The sequence below is a fragment of the Lysobacter capsici genome (assembly GCF_018732085.1).
Taxonomy (GTDB): domain Bacteria; phylum Pseudomonadota; class Gammaproteobacteria; order Xanthomonadales; family Xanthomonadaceae; genus Lysobacter; species Lysobacter capsici_A.
In genome coordinates this window covers 5,612,826-5,629,911 of sequence record NZ_CP076103.1, presented here as the reverse complement: position 1 = coordinate 5,629,911, position 17,086 = coordinate 5,612,826, and the positions used below count along the sequence as shown (strand labels likewise).

13 protein-coding genes and 1 pseudogene are annotated in these 17,086 nt (G+C 67.2%); 11 read left to right on the top strand and 3 right to left on the bottom strand.

Annotated elements, in window-relative coordinates; translation table 11 throughout:
• Positions 1–63: 63 nt before the first annotated feature.
• The 9 genes from KME82_RS23490 to KME82_RS23450 all read left to right on the top strand — a co-directional run bounded on the left by KME82_RS23490 (position 64) and on the right by KME82_RS23450 (position 9,857).
• Entirely contained in the window at positions 64–1,629 is a 1,566-nt protein-coding gene (locus KME82_RS23490; protein ID WP_215496166.1) for a glycosyltransferase family 87 protein, read from the top strand.
• Positions 1,629–3,851, top strand: coding sequence for a carbohydrate binding family 9 domain-containing protein (locus tag KME82_RS23485; protein ID WP_215496165.1), 2,223 nt, complete (start codon positions 1,629–1,631; stop codon positions 3,849–3,851). Before KME82_RS23490 ends, KME82_RS23485 begins: the two co-directional genes overlap by 1 nt.
• A gap of 263 nt (positions 3,852–4,114) precedes the next feature.
• Complete coding sequence (locus tag KME82_RS23480) at positions 4,115–4,867, top strand: class I SAM-dependent methyltransferase (RefSeq protein ID WP_215496164.1); 753 nt, start codon at positions 4,115–4,117, stop codon at positions 4,865–4,867.
• Positions 4,868–4,871: 4 nt separating this feature from the next.
• Complete coding sequence (locus tag KME82_RS23475; protein ID WP_215496163.1) at positions 4,872–6,044, top strand: peptidogalycan biosysnthesis protein; 1,173 nt, start codon at positions 4,872–4,874, stop codon at positions 6,042–6,044.
• Positions 6,045–6,064: 20 nt separating this feature from the next.
• The gene (locus KME82_RS23470) at positions 6,065–6,415 is read left to right on the top strand and encodes a hypothetical protein (RefSeq protein ID WP_215496162.1); all 351 of its coding nucleotides are present in this window, start codon (positions 6,065–6,067) and stop codon (positions 6,413–6,415) included.
• Positions 6,412–7,107: an N-acetylmannosamine-6-phosphate 2-epimerase gene (locus KME82_RS23465; protein WP_215496161.1), complete on the top strand. Its 696-nt coding sequence runs from the start codon at positions 6,412–6,414 to the stop codon at positions 7,105–7,107. Before KME82_RS23470 ends, KME82_RS23465 begins: the two co-directional genes overlap by 4 nt.
• A 521-nt stretch (positions 7,108–7,628) precedes the next feature.
• Complete coding sequence (rpoH, locus tag KME82_RS23460; RefSeq protein ID WP_056106881.1) at positions 7,629–8,507, top strand: RNA polymerase sigma factor RpoH; 879 nt, start codon at positions 7,629–7,631, stop codon at positions 8,505–8,507.
• 186 nt (positions 8,508–8,693) lie between these two features.
• On the top strand, positions 8,694–9,161 hold the full coding sequence (locus KME82_RS23455; protein ID WP_036110214.1) for a DUF1203 domain-containing protein: 468 nt from the start codon (positions 8,694–8,696) through the stop codon (positions 9,159–9,161).
• Positions 9,162–9,428: 267 nt separating this feature from the next.
• Positions 9,429–9,857 (top strand): hypothetical protein, encoded by a 429-nt coding sequence (locus tag KME82_RS23450; protein WP_215496160.1) that lies wholly within the window; start codon positions 9,429–9,431, stop codon positions 9,855–9,857.
• Positions 9,858–9,953: 96 nt separating this feature from the next.
• On the opposite strand, the gene KME82_RS23445 is transcribed toward KME82_RS23450, so the two are convergent.
• Positions 9,954–11,246 carry an NAD(P)/FAD-dependent oxidoreductase gene (locus KME82_RS23445; protein ID WP_215496159.1) on the bottom strand — a complete coding sequence of 431 codons (1,293 nt, stop codon included), beginning with the start codon at positions 11,244–11,246 and terminating at the stop codon, positions 9,954–9,956.
• A gap of 10 nt (positions 11,247–11,256) precedes the next feature.
• On the bottom strand, positions 11,257–12,210 hold the full coding sequence (tal, locus tag KME82_RS23440) for a transaldolase (protein WP_215496158.1): 954 nt from the start codon (positions 12,208–12,210) through the stop codon (positions 11,257–11,259).
• Positions 12,211–12,374: 164 nt separating this feature from the next.
• On the opposite strand from tal, the pseudogene KME82_RS23435 reads away from it, so the two are divergent.
• A pseudogene (locus tag KME82_RS23435) lies at positions 12,375–13,199 on the top strand (NYN domain-containing protein); the annotation flags it as partial.
• A 675-nt stretch (positions 13,200–13,874) separates the two neighbouring features.
• Positions 13,875–14,297 (top strand): g-type lysozyme inhibitor, encoded by a 423-nt coding sequence (locus KME82_RS23430; RefSeq protein ID WP_215496156.1) that lies wholly within the window; start codon positions 13,875–13,877, stop codon positions 14,295–14,297.
• A gap of 235 nt (positions 14,298–14,532) precedes the next feature.
• Here the strand turns inward: KME82_RS23430 and KME82_RS23425 are convergent, their stop codons facing one another.
• A complete protein-coding gene (locus KME82_RS23425; RefSeq protein WP_215496155.1) occupies positions 14,533–16,791 on the bottom strand; it encodes a primosomal protein N' in 2,259 nt (752 codons plus the stop codon).
• Positions 16,792–17,086: the final 295 nt, after the last annotated feature.

Genomic DNA, 17,086 nt, shown 5'->3' with positions numbered 1-17,086 from the left:
GGCGCCGCGCCCGGCGTCGTCGCGCGCATGCCATGACGATCGGCCACAGGAGCGCGCAGCGCGATGAACACCGCAGCCGTAAAAATTTCCGTTGAACGTTCCGTTGTCGCGGCGCTGACGTTGGCGCTGGCGTGGCCGATGCTGGCGTCGGCGCTGGCCGGATTCGGGCTGTCGTTCGCGGTCGCGTTGATCGTGGCCGCGGTGCCGTTCGTGGCGGCGTGGTTGCCGCTGGCGCGGCGCCTGCCGAAGCAGTGGGATGGGCAGCGCCGCAGCCACGGGCTGGCCAGCGCGGTGTTGCTCGTGGTCGGTGTGCTGGCAATCGCGCGATTGCTCGGCGTGTCCTGGTACATGGCCGACGTCAAGCACCCGGAATTCTCCGCGTTCTGGTTCGATCCGTTCTACATCGGCCACAGCTGCTATTCGGCGTACTGGCAGGCGGCCGAGCTGGCGCGCGAAGGCGTGGCCAATCTGTACGACACCGCGCTGTACACCGGCTCGGTCGATCACATCAAGCTCGACGAGTTCATGTACCTGCCGCAGTTCGTGCTGCTGCCGGAAATCGGCCTGTTGCTCGGCGGCGATTTCTACAGCATGCGCGCGGTGTGGTTCGGCCTGGAAGCGGCGATCACGATGGCCGCGTTATGGTCGCTGGCGCGCTGGATCGGCGCCGGCGTGGGTCGGCGCGCGTGGCTGCTGATTCCGGCGGTGATGCTGTCCAGCCCGATCCTGGTGACCTTGCAGGTCGGCAACTTCCAGCTCGCCGCGATCGCGATGTCGGTGTTGGCGATGATCCAGTTCGAGCGCGGCCGCAACGCGCTCGGCGGGGCGATGCTCGGTTTCGCGATCTTCAAGCTGTTCCCGGGCCTGCTCGGCATCTACCTGTTGGTGACCCGGCGCTGGCGCGCGGCGATCTGGACCTTCGCGTTCTCGGCGCTGTATACCGCGATCGCGTGGCTGTGGCTCGGCGCGCATCCGTTCGAAGCGTTCTTCCACTATCAGGCGCCGCGCATCGCCAGCGGCGATGCCTGGGCGTTCCTGGAGATTCCGGGGCTGGAATGGGTCAGCGCGCTCAATCAATCGGTGCCGGGGCTGGTGTTGAAAGCCAAGATCCTCGGCCTCGACGGCATGACCCGCGCGACCATGGGCACGGTCGCCTGGGTGTGGACCGCGATCGCGGTGGTGCTGACGATCGTCGCGGCCCTGCGCAACGCCTCGATGTCGCGGCTGGAGCGCGCCGCGGTGTGGGTCGCGGTGCTCGGCCTTGCGACCATGCGCAGCCCGTTCCTGCCTGATCACAGCGGACTGATCGCGCCGATGTGGCTGTGGAGCCTGATCGCCGCGGCGACCGTGCTTACGCCGCGCAAGACCGTGCTGCTGGTGCTGGGCTGGCTGGTGTGCACCGCGGTGATCCCGGTCGGCGGCATCGAGCTGCCCGAAGTGCATACGCGCATCGTGCTGGCCCTGGCGATCCAGGTGATCGCGCTGGCGCTGTGCGTGTGGGCGGTGCTGCGCAAGCCGCGCGCGCTGCGCGCGGGCGCCGCAAGCCATTCCTGGCGCAACGACGATTCCACGGCCGCAGCGGCGGCCGACGAAGATTTCTTTTCTCTTAATACGAAGGTGGCAACGTGATGCGTCGTAATACTCTGTGGGCGGTCATGCTCGCGCTGTTGGGCAGCGCGTTTTCGGCGCAGGCCCAGGACACTTTGAACATTCCGCGCGCGGAACACGCGCCCAGGCTCGAAGACTATGTCGGCGGCGTCCCTGCCGATGCCGGCATCGAGGTCAAGGATTTCGTCCAGAACAAGCCCGGCGACGGCAATCCGGCCACCCTGGAGACCCGCGCCTACCTTTCTTACGACGACCACAATCTGTACGTGGTGTTCGTGTGCAAGGACGATCCCAAGCAGGTGCGCGCGCGCATCGCGCGACGCGACGCGGTGTTCGGCGACGACGGCGTGCAGCTGATGCTCGACACCTACCACGATAAGCAGCGCGCGTTCGTGTTCACGGTCAATCCCTACGGCGCGCAGATGGACAGCCGCTACACCGAGGGCCTGAGCTACGACTTCAACTTCGACACCCAGTGGACCTCCGACGGCCGCCTGACCGACGACGGCTACGTCGTGACCATGCAGATCCCGTTCAAGAGCCTGCGTTTCGAACGCGGCAACGTGCAGGATTGGGGCATCGCGGTCAACCGGATCATTCCGCGCACCAACGAATTCGTCTACTGGCCCTACATCACCGAGCGCAAGGAAGGGTTCGTCGCCCAGTTCGCGCACGCGCGCATCGACGATTCGATCCAGCCGGGCCGCAACATCCAGGTCATCCCGCACATGACCTTCCGCGACGCGCAGACCCTGGGCGTGGATTCGGCCGGCAATCCCTCGATGCGCGGTCATCAGCGCAGCGAGCTCGGCGTCGACGCCAAGTTCGTGATCAAGGATTCCGTCGCGGTCGACCTGACCGTCAACCCCGATTTCAGCGAAGTCGAGACCGACGAGCCGCAGGTCATCGTCAACGAGCGCTATGAACAGAACTTCCTCGAGAAGCGGCCGTTCTTCCTCGAGAACAGCGGCATTTTCGGCCTGCCGGTGCCGTTGTTCTACTCGCGCCGGATCGTCAACCCGCAGTACGGCGCGCGCGTGTCCGGCCGCCTGGGCCGTTGGGCGATCGGCGGCCTGCTGATGGACGACGAATCCGCCGGCCTGACCGTGACCGGCGACGACTTCGGCAAGACCGGCAATATCGGCGTGGCGCGCGTGCAGCGCGACATCGGCCAGCAGTCCAACGTCGGCGTCATGCTGACCGACCGCACCGTCGGCGACCAGTTCAATCGCGTGTTCGGCGTCGATTCGCGGGTCAAGTTGAACGACAACTGGAGCGTCAACGGCCAGCTGGCGCGCAGCGAGTCCGAAGGCGCCAACAATCTCGACTACGACGGACGCATGGTGTTCCTGCAGGCGATCCGCGGCGGCCGCGATTTCAACTTCGACGGCCAGTACTTCGACGCCACCGACAACTTCGAATCCCAGCTCGGCTTCGTGCCGCGGGTGAACATCCGTCAGTTCTATCAGAAGTCGTCCTACCTCAAGCAGTTCCCCGATGCGCCGTGGCTCATCAACATGGGCCCGACCCTGCTCGCCCAGCACACCTGGGACCAGGACGGCGAAGTCCAGGACTGGAATTTCGAACCCGGCTTCGTGGTCAACGGCCTGCTGCAGACCAAGTTCGAAGGCAGCCTGATCCGCGGCTTCGAATACTTCGGCGGCAAGAAGTTCTACATGGACGGCTTCACCCTGGGCGCCAGCACCGAGTGGTGGCGCTGGCTGACCGCCGAGGCCAAGATCATCGTCCGCGACAAGATCAACTACCTGCCGGCCCCGGGCGTGGAACCGTTCCTCGGCGACCAGCGCCAGGCGATCATCAAGCTGACCGTCAGCCCGTTCGCCCAGCTACGCATCGACCAGTCCTTCATCTGGGACGAACTGCGCACGCAGTATTCGATCGCCGGCCGCGACTCGGATTCCAAGGTGTTCCGCGGCATCCAGTCGCGCACCAAGGTCAAGTACCAGTTCAGCCGCTTCTGGGCCGCGCACGTGATCTTCGACTACCGCGCGCTCGACAGCGACACCGCCTTGTTCCTGATTCCGCGCGACAAGACCCTGGTCACCGACCTGCTGGTCAGCTATTCGCCCAACCCGGGCACCTCGTTCTATCTGGGCTACACCGACCAGCAGAAGAATCTGCGCATCAACCAGAACCCGAACATCGTCATTCCCACGCGCGATCTCGACCTGCATAACGGCAAGCAGCTTTTCATGAAGTTCAGCTATTTGTTCAATTTCTGATCGCTTGCGCGAGCGCGATCGATAGTCACGAATAGGCCGGCGCTAGCCGGCCTGTTCGTTTCTGGACGCCTGCGGCCGCGTGCGTTGTTGCAGATTTGAACGCACCCGGCGGCCGCTGCGGCGCCATGCACGATCGCCGTCCCAGTGTGAGCATCGGTTAGCCGCGCCGCGCGGGAAACGTGATTGCCGGCGCGACCGCGCGCGCTCGGATTTGCCTAACTCATGCCTCGAACAAGACGATCCGTCGTCGCCGGGAGAGCCCGATGAGCAAGGAAGTCGCCGCGCAATTCGATGAGCTGGCCGGGTTGTACGAAGACATGGCGAGCTGGCCGTTTCGCCACGACATCGAGACGCCGAGCGTGGTCGCCGCGCTCGGCGACTTGCGCGGCCTGGACGTGCTCGACTTCGGTTGCGGCAGCGGTCTGTATTCGCGCCTTCTCAAGCGCAGCGGCGCTCGATCGGTGGTCGGCTACGACCTGGCCGACGGCATGCTCGGTTACGCCCGGCGCCGAGCCGAGAAAGAGGGATTGGACATCGAGTTCGTATCCGAACTGCAGCCGCGTTTCGCCGGCCGTTTCGATGTGGTGCTCAGCGTCTACGTATTGCCTTACGCCACCAGCGTGCGGGAGTTGGGGCAGATGTGCGGCGCGCTCGCCGGCCTGTTGCGTCCCGGCGGGCGGCTGGTCGCGTTGCCGATCCATCCGGACTATCAGCCCGATCCGGACTATTACCAGGCCTATGGTTTCCGTTTGATTCCCGACGACGACAACGATCGAGCGCCCCGCACGGACGGCGCGCGCATCCGCCTGGAGCTGTGCCACGGCCGCTATCAGGCGAGCGTGCATGCGTGGTACTGGTCGCGCGCGGCGCTGGAGACGGCGTTGCGCGAGGCCGGCATGATCGATCTGGTCTGGCGCGATCCGAGTACCGCGTCCGCCCCGTCCGCGGCGGCGCCGTTGCTGCGCGCCTATCTGGACCGTCCGCATGCGGCGCTGATTCTCGCGCGCAAGGCTTGAGGCCGTGCGTGCTTGTCTGCGTCAGTCGCGGGTCGAATGCGGCGGCTCGGCGGATGAGACGCTGAAGGTGTCGGTGTATCGCGGCGTCGCCGCCGTCGACGAGCACGAATGGGATGCGCTGGTCGGCGATCGGAATTTCTACAACAGCCACGCCTGGCTGGCCGGGCTGGATCATGCCCTGGGCGCGTGCGAGGTGCTTGCGGTCTGGAGTCCGGCCGGATTGCTGGCCGCATGCCCGCTGTGGGACGGCGGACGCGATGACGGGCTGTTCGAACTCGGCGCTTTTTTCGCCGATGTTCGCGGCCCGTGGACGCGCGGCTTCGTCTGGGGCGGCGGGCGGCGTTCGACTCACAACGAGATCGCGGCCATCCGTGGCCGCCGTCGGCCGCAGGTGGTGCGGCGCCTGCTGCAGTCGATGAACGAGCAAGCGCGCGAGCGCGGTCTTGCCGGCGTGGTGATGCCTTACATGCCGTTGGCGGCGGCGCAGGAGCTTGCGCAGACCGCCGGCGCCAGCGTGTTGCTGCATTCGGCCGAGGCGAACATGGACGTTCCGACCGATGGTCTGGCCGGACTGATGGCACGATGGAATGCGCACGATCGCGGGCAGTGCAAGTCGGAGATCGCGGCGTTCGCGCGATGCGGCAATCGGGTCGAGTGCGGCCGGATCGATGCGGCCAATCAGGCGGTGGCGGCGGAGCTGATCGCACGCAACCGCGCCCGCCATGGCAGCGCGCAGGGCGGGGCGTGGATGCAGTCATTGTTCGATGGACAGCGCCGCGCCGGGCTGCTGGCGTCGTCGATCGCGTTCGTCGCACGGCGCGAGCAACGCATCCTTGCGGTGTGCGTGTGCTATCGCTTCGGACGCGCGCTGCACGTGCGCTACTTCGGTTGCGACTACGACCTGGACGATCGCGATTTCCGCTACTTCGTCCTGACTTGCTACGAACCGATCGACTACGCCGCGCGTCAAGGACTCGGCGAACTGCGCTTGTCGACCTCGGCCCTGCACGCGAAAGCCGGGCGCGGCGCGCGTATCGAGCCGCTGGCCGCGGCGGTGCTGCTGACCGATCGCGCGCTCGATCCGATCGCGGTACATCGGCACAACCGGCGCTTCGCCGAGCGTCATCGTCGCGAGCTGGGCGCGCACCTGGGCCCGGCCTGGCAAGCGTTCCTGTAATCCATACGCGTGGAGCCGACATGCTGCATCTGATCTACACCTTCCGCCCGACCGCCGCCGCGCGCGCCGACCTGCCCGCGTTCTGGCGCTGGGTCGGCGAGCGCGAACGCTGGTTCTACGACGGCCTGGACATGGCCCGCGATCCGCGCTGGTACGTATGCACGGTCGGGCCGGGCGTCCACACCCTGGAGCATTGGATTTCGTTCGCCGACGAGGCGGGGTGGGGCGACTACCGCGGCGAGGTATCGCGTCGGTCCCGCGACCCGGCCTGGGAACAGCGCAGGATCGAGCAGGATCGCTGGTGGGAGATCCTCGATGCGCGCCTGCTCAACGACGCGCCGCTGCCGCCGGTGCGTGACGCCGAGCGATGAACCGCCTGTTCGAACGCCTGCGCGGCGGGTTGGTGGTCTCGTGCCAGGCCTTGCCCGGCGAACCCCTGCACGGCTGCATGCCGGCGATGGCGCGCGCGGCGATCGAGGGCGGCGCCTGCGGGGTGCTGGCCAACGGCGCGAACGACATCGCCCGGATCCGTGCCGCCGTGGACGCGCCGCTGATCGGCGTGCTCACCCAGGTCTATCCGGATTGCGAGATCGCGCTGACCCCGACCCTGGCGGAGATCGACCAGGTGGCGCAGGCCGGCGCCGACATGGCCGGCCTGGACGCGAGCGATCGCCGCCGCCCGGGCGGCCAGCGCCTAGGCGACTTCCACGCCGCGATCCGCAAGCGCCATCCGGGCTTGCGGCTGATGGCCGAAGTCGCGACCACGGTCGAGGCGCTGCGGGCGCAGGCGCTGGGTTTCGACTGCGTGTCCAGCGCGGCCTTCGGCCATACCGAGGCCACCCGGGGCCAGCGTCTGTCGGACGACGACTTCGCCGCGTTCCGCCGCATGCGCCGGGCCGTGGACGGTTGCCTGCTGGTGGCTGAAGGCGGTATCGACACGCCGCGGCAAGCTGCTCGTGCGCTGCAACTCGGCGCGGATTTCGTGGTCATAGGCAGTGCCATTACCCGGCCGCAGAACATAACGGCGCGCTTCGTCGGCGAAATGAAGGCGATCGAACGCTAATTGTTGCCTTTGGCGTCGATCGGGCAACCTGGAAGATGCCGGAAACGGCCCGGTTTTGCGGTCGATCTTGGTCGTGATAGATGACGGCCGGGAGCCTGCGAAGGGCTGGTAGAGCGGCTGTGACGCCCGTTCTTAATAATCTTTTAATTCATAAGGTTCAAATAGTTATCCCGCTCGCCGGCATGCCGCGAAAAACCGCTGGCGTAACCGCCGATAAAGGGATTCGGCTCAAATTGGCAATAAACCGCCGAGTTGGATGCCCGGCAGTGCCGAATAACGCACGCCAGATTCGGCCGGGATGCCGAAAGATTCACAAAGCCCCTCTGGCTGTATTTTGTAACATGTTGATGTTGTTGAATTTTCGACTCGATCTCGTGGTTTTGACCGGAATTTCGGCCAAGGCCCGTTCTGGCGAATGCGAGAGACACCCCACGATCGCGTTCGTGCGTTCCAATCCCGCAACACAGCGGAACCTTTTCCCCCTTTAGCAGTCCTATATGCCGACTGCTAAGATGACGCCCATGACCTCTATTGCCCAATCCGCTGCTCTCGTCACCAACAACCTGCCTGTGCCCAGCGCGCTCGGTTCGCTGGACGCGTATATCGGCGCGGTGCATCAGATCCCGGTGCTGACCGCCGAGGACGAGCAGGCCCTGGCCCGCCGTTTTCGCGAAGGCGAAGACCTCGACGCGGCCCGTGAACTCGTCCATTCGCATCTGCGCTTCGTGGTCCACGTGGCCCGCGGCTACAACGGCTATGGCCTGCAGATCGGCGACCTCATCCAGGAAGGCAACATCGGCCTGATGAAGGCGGTCAAGCGCTTCGACCCCGATCAGGGCGTCCGTCTGGTCTCGTTCGCGGTGCATTGGATCCGCGCCGAGATGCACGAGTTCATCCTCAAGAACTGGCGCATCGTCAAGGTCGCCACGACCAAGGCGCAGCGCAAGCTGTTCTTCAACCTGCGCAAGAGCAAGAAGCGCCTGGGCTGGATGAACGCCGAAGAGGTGAGCCAGGTCGCCAAGGACCTCAATGTCTCCGAGCGCGAAGTGCTCGAGATGGAATCGCGCCTGTCCGGTCGCGACATCGGCTTCGACGCGCCGTCCGACGAGGACGACGATCACGCGCCGCCGTCGCCGGCCGCCTACCTGCGCGCCGCCGAGGAAGACCCGTCGCAGTCCTACGAGCGCGAAGACGAAGAAGACAGCAAGCTGGGTCTGCTGCGCGAAGGTCTGTCCGGCCTGGATGCGCGTTCGCGCGACATCATCAAGCGCCGCTGGCTCGACGACGACAGCAAGATCACCCTGCAGGAACTGGCCGACGAATACGGCGTCAGCGCCGAACGCATCCGCCAGATCGAAGCCAACGCGCTGAAGAAGATGCGCGGTCTGTTCGCGGCGTAATCCAGCGGCGAATGACGCGATGCGATCCAACGGCCCGGGACACCGGGCCGTTTTTTTTTGTCCGATCGACTGGCCCGGAGGCGGCGTATCGGCGAAGTATCGGCGAATGCGGCCGCGGCAAGATCCGGATATCGAGCGCGCCGAGCGCTGGCTATCGTGGCATCGAGCCTTCGCCTGGAGTCGCCCATGAACGCCTATCGCATCAGCGGCCTGTCGCCCGAACCGTTCCGCCCCTTGTTCGCGCTCGACGACGACCGCCTGCGCGCCCACGACATGCGCCGTGTCGTCGCCGATTCGCCGCGCGGCTATCCCTGCCGGGTGTCGCTGACCGACGCCGCGGTCGGCGAGACGCTGTTGCTGCTGCCGTACGAACACCATGCGCTGGGGCCGTACCGCGCCAGCGGTCCGATCTTCGTGCGCGAGGCCGCGCTGCAGGCGCCGACGTATCGCAACGAACTGCCGCCTATCCTGGCGACCCGGTATCTGTCGCTGCGCGCCTACGACCGCGACGGCTGGATGCGCGATGCGCGCGCGGTCGAGGGCGCGGCGGCGCAGGACGAACTGCAGTCGCTGTTCGCGATCGACGGCGTGGTCAGCGTGATGGCGCACAACGCGCGGTTCGGCTGTTTTCTGTGTCGGATCGATCGGCACTGAGTCTGCGTCCGGACCGTCATCGGCCGGTGCGATCGGCGTGCGCCCGACGATGGCCGGCATGCTGCACGTGCGATGCAATCTAGCCAGGACGTGCTGCGCATCGAGATAAAGTGGAAGCCGCATCGCACTCCTGCATACGCTTGGCGCGCCGTGCGTCCGCGTCCCCGCGGGCCTGTCTAGACTCGCGCTCGAAGCCGCCGGGACCGGCGGTTTCTCGAATCGCGCGGGCCGACCGCGGCCCGCGTCACGCAGACCAATGGAGGGTGTATGCAAGCCAACAAGCTATGGGCGGTAGGCGCGTTGATTTCGGTTCTGGGGCTGGCGCACAGCCAGCCGGCACGAGCGGGCGACATGAGCAATGCGGTGGTGACCTGCTTCGTCGACACCTATGCACTCGACGTACCCGAGGCCTTCACCTGCACCTCGGTGTGGCGGCCGGGCGGCGCGACCAATCCGACCACGGCGCTGTTCCAGGTCGCCGGCCTGGGCGCGGGCAATTATTCCTACGCCTGGCGCGACCTGGAGACCAACACGGTGCCGGCCGGTTGCGGCAATCAGTCTTACTGCGAGAAGCTCATCAGCACCGAAACCCAGGGCGACGGCGAGGCCACCTTGCGCGTGACCATCACCGATCTGGACACCGGCGCGACCAAGAACGTGCAGGCCACGGCGTTCTACTTCGACGGGTATACCTGATCGATCGGCCCGGCCGATCGGCGATGCCTTCGCAATCGCTGAAAAACGAAGGGCGCCGCGAGGCGCCCTTCGTCGTTGCGGTGAGTCCTGCACGGCTCAACCGGCGTTGTCGTCCTTGGCACCGCCGTCTTCGTTGCCGCCACCAAAAATGATCCGCGCATGCCGCTGGTAGGTGAAATACGCCCACGACCAGTTGAGCATCACGATCAAACGGTTGCGAAAGCCGATCAGGAAGAACACGTGCGCGGCCAGCCAGAACGCCCAGGCCAGGAAGCCGGAGAACTTGAAGCCGCGCAGGTCGACCACCGCGGCGCGGCGGCCGATGGTGGCGAGGTTGCCGTAGTCGACGTAGCGGAAAGGGCCGATGGTGCGGCCGCTCAGGCGCGCGCGGATCGCACGGGCGACGTAGCTGCCCATCTGCTTGGCGCCCGGCGCGACGCCCGGCACCGGCTGGCCGTTGGCTTGCTGGATGCTCGCCAGGTCGCCGGCGACGAAGATGTCCGGATAGCCGGGCACGGTCAGGTCGGGTTCGACCCGCACCCGGCCGGCACGGTCGCGCGGCGCGTCGAGCAGCGCGCCCAGCGGCGAGGCGGCGACACCGGCCGCCCACAGCACGGTGCGCGCGGGCACGAACTCGGCGCCGAGGCTGTAGCCGTCGCGTCCGATCGCGCCGACCGGCGTGCCGGTGACGACTTCCACGCCGAGCCGCTGCAATTGCACGCGGGCTTTTTCCGACAGCGACTCGGGAAAGCTCGCGAGCACGCGCGGCCCGGCTTCGATCAATCGGACCTTCGCTTGCGACGGATCGATGCGGCGGAATTCGCGGCGCAGGGTCTTGTGCGCGATCTCGGCCAGGGTGCCGGCGAGTTCGACCCCGGTCGGGCCGCCGCCGACCACGGCGAAATGCAGCCACGCCGCGCGCTCGGCCTCGTCGTCCGCGGCTTCGGCGCGTTCGAACGCGGTCAGCACGCGGCGGCGGATGTGCAGCGCGTCGTCGAGCGTCTTCAGGCCCGGCGCGTGCTGCGCCCATTCGTCGTGACCGAAATAGGCGTGGGTCGCGCCGCTGGCCAGCAGCAGGTAGTCGTAAGCGATCACCTCGCCGTCGGCGAGCGAGACGTTGCGCGCGACCGCGTCCAGGCCGATCACTTCGCCCAGCCGCACTTCGACGTTGGCCTGTTTGCGCAGGATGTGCCGCAGCGGCGCGGCGATGTCCGGCGCCGACAGGCCGGCCGTGGCGACCTGGTACAGCAGCGGTTGGAACAGATGGTGGTTACGGCGATCGATCAAGGTGATGCGCACATCGGCCGAAGCCAGCGCGCGCGTCGTCCACAGACCGCCGAAACCGCCGCCGACGATGACGACGTGCTTGCGCGAATCGTTGCTGCTCATCGCGGCGCGCTCAGCCGCGCAGGCGCTGGGCGAGTTGCTCTTCGAGCTTGCGCTGGTCGGCGGCGAAGCGGCGGATGCCGTCGGCGAGCTTGTCGGTCGCCATCGCGTCTTCGTTGTGCTGCCAGCGGAAGGCGGCTTCGCCGAGCGATTCGCCCGGTTGGGTGCGTTGACCGTCGTCGGACAGGGCGCGTTCAACGTCGGCTTGAGTGGATTCGAGTTCGCCGAGCAGCTCGGGCGAGATCGTCAGCCGGTCGCAACCGGCCAGCGCCAGCACCTGTCCGGTGTTGCGGAAGCTCGCGCCCATCACCACGGTCTGGTAGCCGTTGCGCTTGTAGTACTCCCAGATGCGGGTGACCGATTGCACGCCCGGGTCGTCCTGCGGCGTCGCCGGCTTGGCCATGCCGTTGGCCAGGTGCCAGTCGAGGATGCGGCCGACGAAGGGCGAGATCAGGTACACGCCGGCTTCGGCGCAGGCCACCGCCTGGGCGAACGAGAACAACAGGGTGAGATTGCAGTGGATGCCTTCGCGCTCGAGCTGCTCGGCGGCGCGGATGCCTTCCCAGGTCGATGCGAGCTTGATCAGCAGGCGGTCGCGGCCGATCCCGGCCTGCTCGTACAGCTCGACGATGCGGTGCGCCTGGGCCAGGCTGGCCTGGGTGTCGAAGCTCAGGCGCGCATCGACTTCGGTCGACACGCGGCCGGGGATCAGCTTGAGGATTTCGCCGCCGATCGCCACCGCCAGGCGCAGACCGGCATCGCTCACGCGCGCGGCCTCGTCGTCGCCCTGGGCGCCGCGCAGGGCCGCGTCGATCAACGGCGCGTAATTCGGCAGGCCGGCGGCCTTGAGCAGCAGCGAGGGGTTGGTGGTGGCGTCCTGCGGATGGAAGCGGGCGATCGCGTCGATGTCGCCGGTGTCGGCGACGACGGTGGACAGCGCGCGCAGTTGTTCGAGTTGATTGCTCATGGGAGATGGTCTTGTCGTCGGATTCCGCGCCATTGTCCCGCATCGGGGTTAGGCCGTCATGAAGCTGGCCTATCTTCAGTGCCACGCGCCGCGGCGGCGGTTGCGCTAGGCTGGCCGCGACAACGCCCGCCCGCATCCGGGCCGGCGGCAGGGAGAATGCGCGCATGGGCCTGGCCTCGGAAGAAAAACGCATCGCGCTGCTGATCGATGCCGACAACGCGCCGGCGGCGAAGATCGAGGTGATCCTGGCCGAGGTGGCGCGCTACGGCGTGGCCAACGTGCGCCGCGCCTACGGCGACTGGAAAAGCCCGAACCTCAAGAGCTGGGAAGCGGTGCTGCACGAGTTCGCGATCCGGCCGATCCAGCAGTTCGCCTACAGCAAGGGCAAGAACGCGTCCGACATGGCGATGGTGATCGACGCGATGGATCTGTTGTACGCACGCAACCTCGACGGCTTCGCGATCGTCTCCAGCGATGCCGACTTCACCCCGCTGGTGATGCGTCTGCTCACCGACGGGGTCAAGGTCTATGGCTTCGGCGAAAAGAAAACTCCGGAGCCGTTCGTCAACGCGTGTTCGAAATTCACCTATGTCGAAGGCCTGGGCCAACCGGCCAGCGAGGATGCGCCGGCCGACGAGGTGGCGACCACGCCGCCGCGCAGCGCCAAGGACCTGCGCGGCGATACCCGATTGGTGCAGATGCTGCGGCGTGCGACCGATTCGGCCAGTGGCGACGATGGTTGGTCGCGATTGGCGACGGTCGGCCAGCAGGTCGGCAACCAGGCCTCGTTCGATCCGCGCAATTACGGGTATCCCAAGCTCAGCGACCTGATCGAGGCGATGGGTCTGTTCGAGATTCGGCGCGATCAGCTCAGCGTGTGGATACGCGACAAGAATAAAAGTGTAACCAAGCCCGTGGCCTCGCCGGTGAAGTCGGTAGCGGAGCCTGCGCAAAAAACCGCGCAACCTCCCACAGCGCAGTCCAAGCCACAGGCCGCGCTGCAACCCAAGAAACAGTCGAAGCCGCAGCCGCAGCCGCAGAAACAAGCCAAGCAGAATCCAAAGCAACAAGCCAAACAGCAGCCAAAGCAACAAGCCAAGCAGCAGCCAAAGCAGCAGGTCAAGCAACAACCTAAGCAGCAACCCGCATCCAAGCCGGCCGCAGTCGCGACACCTGCGCCAGCGAAGCCTACGGGCAAGCCGCAGTCCTGATCCGCGTTCGACGGCGACGTCAATCAGCGTTTCGGCGATATCGACGGGTGCCTGGATCGCATGAGCGCGATGAGCGGTGAGATGTCGGCCGCGGCGATGAACACTGCGGGCTTGGCGGGCGCGTATCGCATCGGCGTCGGTTTGGGGACGTGGGCGGATAGTCGGCGATCGCGGTGGGTTGTCAGCGTTCGGTCAATTCGCGCGCCAGCGTGTCGCTGTCGGCGGGATTTCGGCGATGAAAGCACGGCTTCGGCGGGCGCGGACTTTAGTTGGTGAGGCCGTAGCGCGCGATGTGTCGGCGTTGACGCGTTGACGCCGTGTACTGTTTTTTGCGTGCGATGCGTGTAGAGAATGTCGGCACTGAAGAAATTTCATATCGCCGCATCGGCATGGTTCACGATTGCGCAGCGTGGGTTGGGCTAAGGTCGTCGCCAATCCCCATGGAACTTGCACATGATCGCTCGCCCCGCTTCGGCCGCTTTGCTCGCACTGTCCTTGCTGATGTCCTCGCCCGTCGCTTCGGCCGCCGACAAGGTCAGTCAGGTGCCGGTGCATTTCGCCAAGGGACACAGCGCGACCACGCTCAAAGGCTCGTTTAAAGGCTACGACACCGTCGAGTATCTGCTCACCGCCAAGGCCGGCCAGGTGTTGAGCGTGACGGTGAGCGGCAGCCGCAACGCCGACCTCAACGTGTTTCCGCCGGCCGATTACGTACTGCCCGATCCGCAACAGCTCGCCTTGCCGCTGGAAGGCAGCGACACGCGCAGTGCGCGGCTGCCGGCCGATGGTTTGTATCGCATCCAGATGTACCAGCCGCGCGCCAGTGCGCGCCGCGGCGCGGTGGTGAAGTATTCGTTGAAGATCGGGCTGCGGTGAGCGCGGCGCGCATGCGATCGCTGCGCGCGGAAATTCGATGTCCTTTTGGCAATGGCCGAAGCTCTCGCCTGCAACCCCCTGCAGGAGCGGCGCAAGCCGCGACATCACGCTTGCGTCGTTTGCGCGATGTCGCGGTCGCGGCTTGCGCCGCTCCTACAGGGAGTAACGGGACATCAGGCACGGGCGCGTCGCACGCGTTTGCGCGCTGCGTAGATCGCCGCAATGGAGCCTGTGATCAGTACAGATCGGCCGGATCGACATCCAGCGACCAGCGCACCTTGCGCGCTTGCGGCGCGGCATGGATCGCCGGCAACGCGGCGTCGAGTGCGGCGTGCAGCGGGCGGCGGTCGGGCGCGGACAGGATCAGCTGCGCGCGAAGGTAACCGGCGCGACGCGGCATCGGCGCGGGCACCGGTCCGTTGACTTCCAACTGCGCGCCCGGATCGGCGGGGTTGTGTGCGCGTGGGCCGGCGACGCGTTCGAACTCGCGCCGCGCCATCGCCAGGAACGCGTTCGCCGCTTCGACCTGCTGCGCTTCGGCGCGGAGCAGCGCCATGTGCGCGAACGGCGGGAAGCCGGCGGCTTCGCGCTGCGCCAGCTCGACTTCGGCGAAGGCCGGATAGCCGCCGGACAGCAGCGTGTGCAGCAGTTCGTGGTCGGGATGATGGGTCTGCAGCATCACCTCGCCGGGTTTGTCGGCGCGGCCGGCGCGGCCGGCGACCTGGATCAGCAACTGGGCGAGTTTTTCCGGCGCGCGGAAGTCGGCGCTGAACAGGCCTTCGTCGATGCCGACCACCGCGACCAGGGTCAGGTTCGGCAGGTCGTGGCCCTTGGCGAGCATCTGGGTGCCGACCAGGATGCCCGGCGTGGTGCCGAATTCGCCCAGCATCTGTTCCAGCGCATCGCGTTTTTGCGTGCTGCCGCGATCGATGCGCATGACCGGAAACTCCGGGAACCGCGCGGCCAGCGATTCCTCGATCCGCTCGGTGCCCGCGCCCTGCGATTGCAGGGCGAGCCCGCCGCAGTCCGGACACGCGTCCGGCGCCGGCCGGCGGGTGCCGCAGTGATGGCATTGCAGACGCCGGCCGCCGCCATGCACGGTCATCGGCGTGCCCTTGAGCGGGGTGGAGCAACGCGGGCAGTGCGCGGTCCAGCCGCAGTCGTGGCACAGCAGCACCGGGGCGTAGCCGCGCCGGTTCTTGAACACCAGCACCTGGCCGCCGGCGCGCAGCTCGCCGCCGATGCGTTCGATCAGCTCCGGCGACAGGCCGGCTTCGAGCGGGCGCTTGCGCACGTCGAGCACGCGCACCCGCGGCGGCTGCGCCTGGCCGGCGCGGCGCTTGAGGTGCAGATGGCCGTAGCGTCCGACCTGGGCGTTGCGCAGCGATTCCAGCGACGGCGTGGCGCTGCCGAGCAGCACCGGCACGTCCAGCGCCTTGGCCCGGACCAGGGCGAAGTCGCGGGCGTGGTAACGGATGCCGTCGAGCTGCTTGAAGCTGCCGTCGTGTTCTTCGTCGATCACGATCAGGCCCGGCTCGCGCAGCGGCAGGAACACCGCCGAGCGGGTGCCGACCGCGACCCGCGCCTGGCCTCGCGCGAAGGCGGCCCAGGTGCGCGCGCGTTCGCCGTCGCTCAGGCCCGAGTGCAGCGCATGCACCGGCACGCCGAGGCGGGCGCGGAAGCGGGCGAGGGTCTGCGGGGTCAGGCCGATCTCGGGCACCAGGATCAGCGCCTGCTTGCCGCGCGCCAGGCAGTCGGCGATCGCGTGCAGGTAGACCTCGGTCTTGCCGCTGCCGGTGACCCCGTCGAGCAGGAACGCGGCGAAGCGGCCGCGCGCGGCCAGGATCGAATCGGTCGCTGCCTGCTGTTCGTCGTTGAGCGCCGGGCCGGGCTGCGGCGTCGGCGCGCGCTGCGCGGCCGGCACCGCGATCCGCTGCGCATGCTCGCGCTTGGCCAGGGCGCGCGCGGCGCTGCGCCAGTCCTCGAGCAGGTCGTCCAGGCGGTCCTCGTCGAGCGTGCCGTGTTCGGCCAGCAGGTCGCTGAGCCGGCGTGGCTTGCCGGCGCGCAGGCGCTCGCGGGCGGTGGCGCCGGCCTCGGTGAGATGCCAGGCCCAGGCATGGGTATCGGCCAGCGCCTCGCCGTGGCGCAGCGGGCCGGGCAGGGCGGTGGCGAGGACTTCGCCGAGCGGGGCGTGGGTGTAGCGGGCCAGCCAGCGCAGCGAGTCGAGCAGTTCGCCGTGCAGCAGCGGCTCGGGGTCGAGCCGGGCGGCGACGGCCTTGAGCGCGGCCGGGTCGGTGCCTTCCTCGGGCGGCCCGACTTGCGCGACCACCCCGATCAGTTCGCGCCGCCCGAACGGCACCCGCACCCGGCAGCCGACCGGGTCGCTCGCGGCGGTCGGTTCGACGGGCGGCAGGTAGTCGAACAGCCGCGGCAACGGCAGCGGCAACGCGACCCGCCAGACGGTCGACGGCGGTGTAAACAGGGCCTCGGGCATGGCCTCAGTCTAGCGAGCCGGAGCGAACGGCGGCAGACGTGGCAGTTGCAGGCCATTGCTGTGGGTTGAGTGACAATAATCACGCAAGTGGCCGAGTTCGAAGGGAAAATCTCCTTATCCACACCGCCTGTGGATAAATCTGTGCACGGCGTGTCCGCAGCGGTGCGCGAGTGCGTTGAAATAAGCCCTCGGGTTAGGTTGGTGAAAAAATCGCCAACCGCGCCAATCCCTTGCGTATCAAGGCTTTGCCCGTGAAACATCGTTGTAATGCGGGCTTGGCGGGGGTCGAAATCGA